A 12375-nucleotide genomic window follows, 5' to 3' on the forward strand; every position below is an offset into this window, starting at 1 on the left:
GTCTAGCGTTTGTAATCCGGTTGCGGCAAAGAAACGGGCTGTGGATTGGTTAGTACCCAATTCACGGCCAATTCGCATAATCTGGCCGGCTCATCATTGCCGTTGCCATGGCGCAGGTAACCGGCTAATTCCGCCGCTTCCTTGAGGTGCGCAGGGTCCAGAGGTGTGCCCGAGGCGAAGTGCCGGAGCAGCGCATTCAGCATTTTACGGAAATCGGCATCCCAGTTGCCTCCGCCGTTATTCATGATTTCATGTGAGATCCGGCCGGTGATGCGAATGACCTCTCCCTGCACGGTGAGCGCATGTCCTGACGCCGGGATTAGTAATTCCCATAGCTCTTGGTGCTGATCCTGCCATCTTGTACTGTTTACCTCGATCTTGGAAACGCCGTCATGCATCACCCGCGCTGCTACAGGCTCCACATCGAACAGCTTGTACAGGGATTCGAGTGCATCTGCGGTTTCACTCAAGCGCTCTTTATTGAAATTGGATCTGGCGAATTCAAATGCTTTGCCGATCTTACTCACGGATTCCTTCATCTCCGGTGTGATCTCCGCTCCGGCATCAAGCAGGATCTGCGAGATTTCCAGCATGCTATCGATATCGCTATTCCGGCATTGTAATAAGGCTTTGGACAGCGGGGTGTTCCCCGACTTATTTACCGCATGGACATTTGCGCCATGGGCCACCAGATCCCGTACCGCCTGAGTCCGGTAATAGTTGACCGCAGCGTGCAGCGGGGTCTGGTTCTGATAATCCAGGGCTTCCAGCTCTGCACCAAGCTCCAGGAATAATGGAATATTGCCGGACCAGGTTCCAGCCTGGGAATACAGCGGGGTACGCTGGTATTTGTCCCTCGCATTAATATCGGCACCCTGCTCCACCAGCCAGCGGACCAGCTCATCCGGAATCTGCCGCATGCTGAGCGCGGGTTCTTTGTAATATCCCAAGGTTGCATCCCAATCACATTTTTCAAAAACAGCCTTAAGTAGATCGACATCCCCTGATTTAACCAGCTCGCCGAAGTCGGAGGGTAAGGTTTTTCTCTTTTTGCCCATTTGAACATTTCTCCTCCCTAAAATGATTTCCCATGATATTAGTACAGCACTTCCACATTCTTCTCGGACAACAGCTTCAGCCACGCCTCCGAAGGCTTGCGGTCGGTAATCAGCACATCGATCCGGTTTAGCTCTGCGAGCCTCGCGAAGGCTGTCTGGTCGAACTTGGTATGGTCCGCGAGCAGCACAACCTTGTGTGCCTGGCGCAGCATATATTTCTTCAGCTCACATTCCGGTTCATTGGAATCGGTGACCCCGCGGTCCATATCGAGGGCCTTGCAGCTGATTACGGCGGTGTCCACATTGTAGCGCTGAATGGTCTCATGGGCTACGGGGCCGACAAGCGACAGGGAACGGTGGCGGAGTGAGCCGCCTGTAGAAATAATGCTGTGGCTCGAACTTGCGAACTCATGGAGAATGTTGATCGAATTGGTGATGATCGTCAGATTACTTTTATTACCCAGCAGCTTCAGGAATTCAAACGAAGTCGAGCTGGGGTCGACCATCAGCGTATCCCCGTCATTAATCAGATCCAGCGCCTGGATCGCTATTGCGCGTTTGATATCCGTATTGAGCGCTCCCCGGGTCAGAAAAGGCAGGTCCTCATTGGTATGCCTGTTCAACATGGCTCCGCCGTAGGTCCGGCTTACAATGCCATCCTTCTCCAGCTTCTCCAGATCTCTGCGGATCGTCTCCTCTGTCACCTCGAACATCCGGCTCAGATCGGACACCAGCACACGCTTGTCCTGATGGACAAGGTCGATTATTTTTTTGCGTCTTTCGGCAGCGAGCATACGTATCACCTTTCCAGAGTTGATAGTTTTAATATAGCCTGTTATTTCTGTGTTGTACAACACAATTCACCTGATTTGCTCTGAAACCCACAATAATGATTGCTTATTTCCCGTAAAACAAACAATAAACAAATAAAAACAACTTATTTAGTGTTTAAAGTGTTGACAACACAGATTAACGGCGATACGATGAGAAGGTCAACAGGGAGATGTGCGCTTACAGTGTTCATTAACTATTTACGTGCCCGGGAGGCTGGTTAAGCAATGAGTACTCATGTCTATTATGTGCCGTCGATTAACATGATGGGGAAGGGCTGTCTGAAGGACATCGCCCCGTACATTCAAGAGCTGAAGCTGAACAAGGCGCTTGTGGTCACAGACAAGTTCCTGATGAAGAGCGGAATCGCCGGAAGGCTGCTGGCTGTGCTGGAGGAGGCGGGGATTCAGCATGTGGTATATGATGAAGTGAAGCCGAACCCTACCTGCAAAAATGTTCATGACGGCGTAGACTTCCTGAAGCAGCACGAATGTGACTACCTGATCTCCATCGGCGGCGGCTCGCCGCAGGATACGGCCAAGGCCATCGGCATTGTTGCCACCAACGGGGGGCATATTGCCGATTATGAAGGCGTTCACAAATCCAAGAATAAATCTCTGCCGATTGTCGCGGTGAACACGACGGCCGGGACTTCAAGTGAAGTGACGATCAACTACGTGATTACAGATGAAGAGCGCAAGATCAAGATGGTCATGGTAGACAAGAACAGCATCGCCACCCTCTCGGTGAATGATCCGGAGCTGATGGTCGATAAGCCTGCTGCGCTGACGGCAGCTACGGGCATGGATGCACTGACGCATGCGATTGAAGCGCTGGTCACTCCAGGCGCATATCCGGTAACCGATGCTACCGCACTGGCTGCGGTGGAGCTGATTTTCGGCAATCTGGCGCGGACGGTAACGAACGGACAGGATATTGAAGCGCGTGAGCAGATGGTCTATGCGATCTTCCTCGGCGGCCTTGCCTTCAATAATGCAGGTTTAGGCTATGTGCATGCCATGGCCCATCAGCTTGGCGGGGTGTATGATCTGCCGCACGGCGTGTGCAATGCAATGCTGCTGCCTTACGTGGAAGAAGAGAATGCCAAGCATGTGCCGGAGAAGTTCAGAGCAATTGCCAGAGCGGCCGGTATGCAAACTGAAGGACGCAGCGACAAGGAATGTGCGGATTACGTCATTGAGGCGATCAAGGCCTTGTCCAAGGAGGTTGGCATTCCTGCCAAGCTGTCCGAGCTGGGTGTAGCGGAAGTAGATCTCGATCTGCTGGCTGAGAACGCCATGAAGGATGCCTGCGCGCCCGGTAATCCTTTTATTCCTACCAAAGATGAAGTAATCGCGTTATTCCGCAAAATTCTGTAAATCACCTCCCATAGAATAGGAGATTCCCTATGACCTATCATATCGCCGTCGATATCGGCGCCTCCAGCGGACGGCTGGTGCTCGGACAGCTCGTGGACGGGAGCCTCCAACTGGATGAGATTCACCGTTTCAGCAATGGCTTCACGGAGCAGGAAGGCTCCTGCTTCTGGGATATGGATTATTTATTGAATGAAATTATTAACGGTCTGCAGCAGGCGAAGCTAAGAGGCATTCACGAGTGCACCCTCGGCATTGATACCTGGGCGGTAGATTATGTGCTGCTGGATGCCGAAGGCAAGCAGATAAGCCGGGTCTATGCCTACCGTGACCACCGGACCGACGGGGTGATGGAAGAAGTCGGGCGGCTCCTTCCGCCCGAGAAGGTCTACGCCAAAACGGGCATTCAGCAGCTTCCCTTCAATACGCTGTATCAGCTATATGCGCATGACCGGGAAGAACTGAAGGCGGCCGATCAGATTCTGCTGGTGCCGGATTATCTCTACTACCGGCTCGGCGGACGTAAGATGAACGAGGTTACCAACGCATCCACGACGCAGCTATTGAATCTTGCGGCCCGTGATTTCGATGCCGAGCTGCTGGAATTCCTGGGTCTGCGGCGTGAACAGCTCGCTCCGTTAACCGAGCCTGGGGAAGATCTCGGCTTCATAACGCAGGAGCTGCGCGCGGAGTATGATCTGCCGGAATGCCGCCTGATCTGTGTGGCTACGCATGACACAGCATCTGCGGTACTCGGTGTGCCTGCTCAGAAGGACCGTGCGTCAGCCTATCTTAGCAGCGGAACCTGGTCTCTGCTGGGGGTAGAGCTGGATCACCCGATCAATAACAGCAAAGCGATGGCCGCTAATTATACCAACGAGTGGGGCGCTTACGGGACTTACCGGTTCCTGAAGAATATTATGGGCCTCTGGCTGATTCAGGAAGTACGCAGACTGGACGGCGGAAGATTTAGCTTCGCGGAACTCGCAGAGCAGGCCGGTGAATGCCCAGGCTTCCGCAGCCTGATTCCCTGCAATCATCCGCGGTTTTTGAACCCGGACGATATGATTCAGGAGATCCGCCAGGCCTGTCTGGAGAGCGGCCAGCCTGTGCCGCAGACTATGGGCGAGCTGGCCCGCTGTATCTTTGACAGTCTGGCGTTATCCTACCGCAGTCATCTGGCTGAGCTGGAAGAACTCACCGGGGAGCTAACCCAAGTGCTGCAGATTGTCGGCGGCGGCGCTAACAATGGGCTGCTGTGCCAGCTGACGGCAGATGTTACCTGCAGGGAGGTGCTGGCCGGACCGACCGAATCCACAGCCCTGGGTAATCTGGCTGTGCAGATGATTGAGGCGGGGCGCATGGCAGATATCCATGAAGCCCGGCAGATCATCTCACAGTCCTTCGCGATTCAGTCTTATCTTCCGCAGCCGGTTCCTCAGCTGGCGGAGCTGCTGCTCCGCTGGGAGCAGCTTCATCCGGGAGCGGATGTTCACAATACGTATTAGGAGGCAACAGCATGGATCAGAGCATCATTAACAGCTACAACGAAGCCAAGAAATTATATGCAGCCCATGGAATTCAAACGGATGAGGTACTGGAGAAGCTGGCGCAGATCAAAGTATCGCTGCACTGCTGGCAGGGCGATGATGTACGGGGCTTTTTGTTCAAGGATAAAGAGCTGAGCGGCGGCATTGCCGTGACCGGCAGCTACCCCGGACGGGCCGGTACACCGGATGAGCTGCGTCAGGATCTGGAGAAGGCCCTCTCACTGATTCCCGGCAAGCATAAGGTCAATCTGCATGCGATCTATGCCGATACGAAGGAGCAGGTGGATCTGGATGAGCTGGCGCCGCGCCATTTCAAGAATTGGGTGGAATGGGCCAAGGAGCAGGGCTTAGGCCTTGATTTCAATCCGACCTGCTTCTCGCATCCGAAGGCGGCAGACGGGTTCACCCTGAGCCATGCGGACGAAGAGATCCGCAGCTTCTGGATTAAGCATTGCAAGGCTTCCCGCAGCATTGCTGAGCACTTCGGCCGCGAGCTGGGCCAGCCGTGTGTGACGAATTTCTGGGTGCCTGACGGCTACAAGGATACTCCGGTAGACCGGCTGGCACCGCGCATGCGACTGAAGGAATCGCTGGACGAAATCTTCAGCGAGGAGATGGATCCGCAGTATACTATCGATGCCGTGGAGAGCAAGCTGTTCGGCATCGGCTCGGAGAGCTACGTGGTCGGATCACATGAGTTCTACATGGGCTACGCCCTTACACGCGGCAAGGCAATCTGCCTGGATGCCGGGCATTTCCATCCGACGGAAGTGATCTCGAACAAGCTCAGCTCCATCCTGATGTTCAGCGAGCAGCTGCTGCTGCATGTCAGCAGACCGGTCCGCTGGGATAGCGATCATGTGGTCACGATGGACGATGAGCTGCTGGAGATTGCCCGCGAGCTGGTTCGCGGCGATCTGCTGCCGCGCACGCATATCGGGCTGGACTTCTTCGACGGCAGTATCAATCACCTGGCGGCTTGGGTAATCGGCACGCGCAATACGATCAAGGCGCTGCTGCGCGCTATGCTGGAGCCGGTAGAGGAGCTTCGGGCCATTGAACGGGCCGGAGATTACACCTCACGGCTGGCTCTGGTGGAAGAATTCAAGTCCTACCCGTTCGGTGCTGTCTGGGATTACTACTGCGCTTCGCAGGGGACCCCGGTCCGTGAGCAATGGCTGGCTGAAGTGAAGCGCTATGAACAGGATGTATTGGCTTTAAGATAAGATCAGGCTACTGAAATCACAATGACTGCTGAAATAATAAATAACAAGTACCCGCACGCTTAGGGTGCCTATAGAAGGAGAGAGCATATGAGTACTTCCGTAATTGAATCCAAAGGGTATATATCCGGCGTCACCGCGCCTTTTATCGAGGAAATGTCCGAAATTACCCATCACATGTGGTCGCTGGGCTGGGATGAGCTGAACGGGGGCAACGTCAGTTACCTCCTGGATGAAGAAGAGGTAGCCAAGTATATCAATATCCGCGAGCCGCTGCGCACGATCAGCCTTACCTTCCCTGTAGCCGAGCTGGCGGGCAAATTCTTCATCGTTACCGGATCAGGCAAGTATTTCCGTAATGTGATCAAGGACCCGGAGGCCAATCTGGGTGTGCTGCGTGTCAGCAGCAGCGGCGAGAGTGTGGAGGTGTTATGGGGATTGCGTAATGGCGCTGTTCCGACCAGTGAGCTGGCTTCCCACTTCATGAGCCATATCGAACGGCTGAAGGTAGATCCGGCGCACCGGATTGTGCTGCATACCCATGCAACAAATGTAATTGCCATGACCTTCACCCATGATCTGGATGAGCTGAAATTCACCAAGACGCTGTGGGAGATGTGCACAGAATGTCTGGTGGTCTTCCCGGATGGCGTCAGCGTCATTCCCTGGATGGTGCCGGGGAGCAGCGAGATCGGCCGGGCTACCGCGGATAAAATGAAGGAGTACCGCGTAGTCATCTGGCCGCAGCATGGGATCTTTGTGACCGGGGCGACGATGGATGCCACCTTCGGACTGGTTGAAACGATTGAAAAGGCCGCGATTGTCTATAACCTGATCGGCGGAAGAGAGATTCGGCAGAAGATCACTGATCAGCAGCTGGCAGATCTGGCTGCAGCCTTCCGAGTGACTCCAAAAGCTGGAGTGCTGGACTTATAAGACTTATCAAATCTCTTGAACTGGCAGTCATTTGCATTTGCCGCCGGGAACCGTCATACTATGCTTACTTAAAGTAATCATCAAGTAAGTAATCATCGTATGAAATGGAGGCTAGTGAATTATGAATGCTGCTGCATTGTTTGAACCTTTTGAATACGGAGGCTTGTCCCTCAGTAACCGTGTGGTGATGGCGCCGATGACCCGGGTGCAATCTCCTGAGGGCGTACCTGGCCCTAAAGTGGCGGCGTATTACCGCCGCCGCGCGGAAGGCGGGGTGGGTCTGATCATTACCGAAGGCACAGCCATCGATCATCCGGCGGCAGTCAGCCATCAGGATATCCCGAACTTCCATGGCGAAGCCTCCCTTGCGGGATGGGCGCAGGTGGTGCGTGAGGTGCATGCTGCCGGAGGCAAGATTATGCCTCAGCTCTGGCATGTCGGCATGGCCCGCAAGATCGGTGAGGGGCCTAATGCTTCGGCGCTGCCGATCGGCCCGTCCGGGCTGAATCTGGCCGGAGAGCAAGTCACAGAGCCGATGACTAAGAGCGAGATTCAGGCCATCGTCAGTGCCTTCGCCAAGGCAGCGAAGGCAGCCAAAGCTATCGGGTTCGACGGCATTGAGCTGCACGGCGCCCACGGCTATCTGATCGACCAGTTCTTCTGGGAGAAGACCAACCGCCGCACCGATGAATACGGCGGCGATCTGGAAGCCCGCACCACCTTCGCGGTGGAAGTGATCGATGCCTGCCGCCGTGCGGTAGGACCGGATTTCCCGATCGTACTCCGCTTCTCGCAGTGGAAGAGCGGGGCCTATGACGCTAAACTGGCGGAGATGCCGGAGGATCTGGCCCGTTTCCTGACCCCGCTCAGCAATGCCGGGGTAGATATCTTCCATTGCTCCACCCGGCGGTTCTGGGAGCCTGAATTTGCAGGCTCTGAGCTGAATCTGGCGGGCTGGACGAAGAAGATTACGGGCAAACCGGCGATTACAGTGGGCTCTGTCGGCCTGGACAGCGCATTCACCAGTGCGGTTATGGAGAAGAATGAGGATAACAACCTTGAGCGGCTGCTGCTCCGGCTGGATAAGGGAGAGTTCGATCTGGTGGCGGTAGGCAGAGCCTTGATCAGCGATCCGGCTTGGCCTGCCAAGGTACAGGCAGGCAAAATTAACGAGATTATTCCGTTCACCTCGGAGTCTACCAAGACATTGTATTAATCAATAGAGCTTGATCTGTAACACCCTGTGCCAAGCCATTAGGTTAGACTTCAAGTCTATCAGCTCATGGCTGCCCGCATGGGGTGTTTTTTTGCGGGTGAATCTTTGAAGATCTACTGATTGTTACTGTTTCTTATAATAATGCCAATATGCCAACACTCTTCTGTTTTCTCTCGAATACTACTATTAATATAGCTGGATTTAGCTTGAGAGGGGAGCTGGAAAATGGCAATTTTATCTACAGGACCGATTGAAAATAATATTGCAAGCAATACGGGGACCCGCCCGACTCAAAGGGTAACACTCAAAATAGACGGCCGTAATATAACCGGATTCTTCGATATTCTTATTTTGGGTTATACCCTGAACGGCATACGCACCTTATATGTGCAGGAGGAGATCAGTGTGGCCCCCTCCCAAGTGGTTACCAAAATTTACTATGCGGACCTGGATGCTTTTGAATTCGTGTTCAACACGACAGGAACGGCAGTCTCCGAAGCGCAGGTGTCCCTATGGGGGCAAAATGCCAGCGGGCAGTTGGTGACAGCACACCGGCTGGTCTCGCAGGAGTTGCTGGGAGAAGGGGCAACAGGAGTCACCGGAGCTACCGGGGTAACGGGAGCCACGGGTGCTACCGGGGGAACGGGAGCCACGGGTGCGACGGGAGTAACGGGAGCCACGGGGGTAACGGGGGTAACGGGAGCCACGGGAGTAACGGGTGTAACGGGTGCCACAGGTGGAACGGGTGCCACAGGTGTGACGGGTGTAACGGGTGTAACGGGTGTAACGGGTGTGACGGGCGTGACGGGTGCGACGGGGGTAACTGGAGCCACGGGAGTAACGGGGGCGACGGGAGTAACGGGTGCGACGGGTGCGACGGGTGCGACGGGTGCGACGGGTGCGACGGGTGTAACGGGAGCCACGGGAGTAACGGGTGCAACGGGTGCCACAGGTGGAACGGGTGCCACAGGTATGACGGGTGTAACGGGTGTGACGGGCGTGACGGGAGTAACGGGTGCCACGGGTGTGACGGGGGTAACTGGAGCCACGGGAGTAACGGGGGCGACGGGTGCGACGGGTGTAACTGGAGCCACGGGAGTAACGGGCGCAACAGGAGTCACCGGAGCGACAGGCGCACTGGCCTCATCTTATGCCTATATTTTCAATACGGGGGCCCAGACCGTGGCTACGGAAGCAGATGTTACTTTTGACAGCAATGAGAGTCTTGTCGGCTTCTCGCATACCCCTAATACAGCTCAGATTAATGTTGAGAATGCAGGAGATTATGCGGTAATCTTCATTGTCACCGCAGTGGAACCGAATCAGTTCACTTTGTATCTGAACGGTGCACCTGTAGGTGGCAGCGTCTATGGTTCAGGAGCGGGAACACAGCCTAACCCCGGGATGGTGATTATCTCTGTAGTCCCCGGCGATGTAATCACTTTAAGGAACCATTCCAGTGCCGCTGCAATCAATTTACAGACCTTAGCCGGAGGAACGCAGATCAACTCCAACGCATCAATTTTGATCTATAGGCTTGGGGGTTAAGACGTCTGGCGGCAAGCTGGTTGTAATAAATAAGTCCGGGACCTTACATTTTAGGCCGGGCTTTTTTGTCGTATAGGAAATTATATTATCCGTCTGGTGTGGATAAGGGGGGATAGCGTGGGGAGAAGTACTCTTTGAATGATCTGGAGGCCGCATAAGTATATGAGAGGCTCAGAATGTATGAGAAAAACAACATACATTTGCTGGCGCGCAGGCTGGTGGCCCGAATGTATGCGGACAACAACATACATTTTCTGGCGCGCAGGTAATCTCATCCACCCGAAGGGTGATTTTGTTGCGCTGGAGATACTCCTGAGTTGCGTGCCTCATACTGAAGCTCTAAGCAATGAAGTTATTTTAAATCTGATGCTATACAAGAAGCAATAGTCGGACTACTGACTTGCCCTCTCTTCCTGCTGACTGCAAGAAGGTCTATCTGTGCGGATATCCTGCTTCTGAGAATGGATTATCTTGGGAGCGGTATGATATAATTTTACACTAGAAAAGCTCTAAAAATACGGGGACATCAGCAGAGGATGTGACTTTAGCATGGCGAAGGGGAGCAAGGATTACGGGCAGTATTTCGATTTCACAGATGCCAAGATCATCAGCGAGACTGAAGGCAAGACCACTTACCGGATCAAAGGCAGAAATGTGCAAATCAACAGCCAGCCCGATTACAAGGAAGGCAAGCGTCGGGGCAAGGAAGAGATTGAAGTGCTGTATCATTTCGACATCCCGCCGGAGATGGCAGATTTCGGTGCAGGCAAGAGCTATCATATTACCACCTACGGCTGTCAGATGAATGAGCATGACACGGAGACGATGAAGGGTATGCTGGAGCAGCTCGGCTACCGGGCGGCTGAAGACCGCAGCGAAGCTGATATTATACTACTTAATACATGTGCGATCCGCGAGAATGCGGAGGATAAGGTATTCGGAGAGCTTGGCCATCTCAAAACACTGAAGCTGGAGAAGCCCGGCCTGCTCCTGGGGATCTGCGGCTGTATGTCCCAGGAGGAGGGCGTGGTCAACCGGATCATGAGCCGGTACGGCTTCGTGGATCTGATCTTTGGCACACATAACATCCACCGTCTGCCGGAGCTGATTAAGGAAGCGGTGTTCAGCCGCGAGCTGGTCATTGAGGTCTGGTCCAAGGAAGGCGATATCATTGAGAATCTGCCGAAGAAGCGGGAGGGGCTGCGCGCCTGGGTGAATATTATGTACGGCTGCGACAAGTTCTGTACCTACTGTATTGTGCCGTTCACCCGGGGTAAGGAGCGGAGCAGACGTCCGGAGGATGTCATTGCCGAGGTGCGGGAGCTGGCCCGCCAGGGCTTCAAGGAAGTAACGCTGCTGGGGCAGAACGTGAACGCCTACGGCAAGGATTTTACGGACATTGATTATACCTTCGGCGACCTGATGGACGACATGCGGGGGATTGATATTCCGCGTATCCGGTTCATGACCTCGCATCCGCGTGATTTTGACGATAAACTGATTCATGTGCTGGGCAAAGGCGGCAATCTGGTGGAGCATATCCATTTGCCGGTGCAGTCGGGAAGTACAGCCGTGCTGAAGCGGATGAGCCGCAAATATACCCGTGAAGCCTATCTGGAGCTGGTCCGTAAGATTAAGGCAGGCGTGCCGGATGCGGTGCTGACTACCGATATTATCGTCGGCTTCCCTGGTGAGACGGAGGAGCAGTTCGAGGAGACACTGTCCCTGGTGCGCGAAGTAGGGTATGATATGGCGTATACCTTCATTTATTCTCCGCGCGAAGGGACTCCGGCAGCCGGGATGGACGATAATGTTCCGTCAGAGGTTAAGAGCGCGCGTCTCCAGCGTCTGAATGATCTGATCAAGGAGCAGAGCCGTCTGGGGAATGAGCGGATGCTGGGCCGGCGGGTGGAGGTATTGGTGGAAGGTACGAGCAAGAATAATGCCCGGATGCTGGCCGGACGTACCCGTTACAGTAAGCTGGTGCATTTTGAAGGCCCGTCCTCCCTGATCGGCACGCTGGTGCAGGTGAGCATTACCGGCGCGAAGACTTGGTACATTAGAGGGGACTATCAGGCGGAAGCCGCATCGGTCCTCTAATTATAGAGAAATGAGGCGAGAAGAATGAGCCAGGAAGAAGCACGACTGAATGAATATGGCATGCAGACCCATAATACCCGCGATTTGATTGTACGGGAGGATATTATGGGCAAGGCGAAGGACTTGGCTGCACTCATCTCCACCAGTGAGGAGGTCCGTCATTTCCAGCAGGCCGAGCAGAAGATTCTGAATCACGAGCGTGTGCAGGGACTCATTGCTACGATTAAGAAGAAGCAGAAGGAGATCGTGGCGTTCGAGAGCTTCAAGAACCAGGCGATGGTCGCGAAGATTGAACGTGAGATTGAAGAGCTGCAGGATGAAATCGACAGCATCCCGGTTGTGAACGAGTTCCAGCAGAGCCAGAGCGATATCAATTATCTGCTGCAGATGGTGATTTCAGTGATCAGGGATACCGTTTCTGATAAAATCAATGTGGAAGCAGGCACCGAGGCACCGCCCTCCACATGCGGAGATTAATGCAGAATCCCCCGGGGGCGGATGTGAATCCGTCCCTTTTTACATAGTCAGCGGGCCGGC

The 12375-nt window shown here is 54.2% G+C and carries 10 protein-coding genes; 8 read left to right on the forward strand and 2 right to left on the reverse strand.

Annotation, left to right across the window (positions count from 1 at the left end; all coding sequences use genetic code 11):
* Positions 1-2: 2 nt before the first annotated feature.
* A complete protein-coding gene (locus MHH78_RS16660) occupies positions 3-1058 on the reverse strand; it encodes an ankyrin repeat domain-containing protein (RefSeq protein WP_341168053.1) in 1056 nt (351 codons plus the stop codon).
* 38 nt (positions 1059-1096) lie between these two features.
* Positions 1097-1852, reverse strand: coding sequence for a DeoR/GlpR family DNA-binding transcription regulator (locus MHH78_RS16665; RefSeq protein WP_076078806.1), 756 nt, complete (start codon positions 1850-1852; stop codon positions 1097-1099).
* Positions 1853-2116: 264 nt separating this feature from the next.
* Here MHH78_RS16665 and MHH78_RS16670 point away from each other — a divergent pair, with 264 nt between their 5' ends.
* The 8 genes from MHH78_RS16670 to MHH78_RS16705 all read left to right on the forward strand — a co-directional run bounded on the left by MHH78_RS16670 (position 2117) and on the right by MHH78_RS16705 (position 12315).
* Positions 2117-3268, forward strand: coding sequence for an iron-containing alcohol dehydrogenase (locus MHH78_RS16670; protein WP_341168054.1), 1152 nt, complete (start codon positions 2117-2119; stop codon positions 3266-3268).
* Between the two features lie 29 nt (positions 3269-3297).
* Positions 3298-4773, forward strand: coding sequence for a rhamnulokinase (rhaB, locus tag MHH78_RS16675; RefSeq protein WP_341168055.1), 1476 nt, complete (start codon positions 3298-3300; stop codon positions 4771-4773).
* A gap of 11 nt (positions 4774-4784) precedes the next feature.
* Positions 4785-6041 (forward strand): L-rhamnose isomerase, encoded by a 1257-nt coding sequence (gene rhaA, locus MHH78_RS16680; RefSeq protein WP_341168056.1) that lies wholly within the window; start codon positions 4785-4787, stop codon positions 6039-6041.
* Positions 6042-6128: 87 nt separating this feature from the next.
* Positions 6129-6974, forward strand: a complete 846-nt coding sequence (gene rhaD / locus MHH78_RS16685; RefSeq protein WP_341168057.1) for a rhamnulose-1-phosphate aldolase — start codon at positions 6129-6131, stop codon at positions 6972-6974.
* 121 nt (positions 6975-7095) lie between these two features.
* Positions 7096-8190, forward strand: coding sequence for an NADH:flavin oxidoreductase (locus tag MHH78_RS16690; RefSeq protein WP_341168058.1), 1095 nt, complete (start codon positions 7096-7098; stop codon positions 8188-8190).
* 225 nt (positions 8191-8415) lie between these two features.
* Positions 8416-9738, forward strand: a complete 1323-nt coding sequence (locus MHH78_RS16695) for a BclA C-terminal domain-containing protein (protein ID WP_341168059.1) — start codon at positions 8416-8418, stop codon at positions 9736-9738.
* A 549-nt stretch (positions 9739-10287) separates the two neighbouring features.
* The gene (gene miaB / locus MHH78_RS16700) at positions 10288-11838 is read left to right on the forward strand and encodes a tRNA (N6-isopentenyl adenosine(37)-C2)-methylthiotransferase MiaB (RefSeq protein ID WP_341168060.1); all 1551 of its coding nucleotides are present in this window, start codon (positions 10288-10290) and stop codon (positions 11836-11838) included.
* A 24-nt stretch (positions 11839-11862) separates the two neighbouring features.
* The gene (locus MHH78_RS16705; RefSeq protein WP_076086829.1) at positions 11863-12315 is read left to right on the forward strand and encodes a RicAFT regulatory complex protein RicA family protein; all 453 of its coding nucleotides are present in this window, start codon (positions 11863-11865) and stop codon (positions 12313-12315) included.
* The last annotated feature ends 60 nt before the right edge of the window (positions 12316-12375 follow it).

This window comes from Paenibacillus sp. FSL H3-0333 (assembly GCF_038002805.1).
GTDB lineage: Bacteria > Bacillota > Bacilli > Paenibacillales > Paenibacillaceae > Paenibacillus_AQ > Paenibacillus_AQ silagei.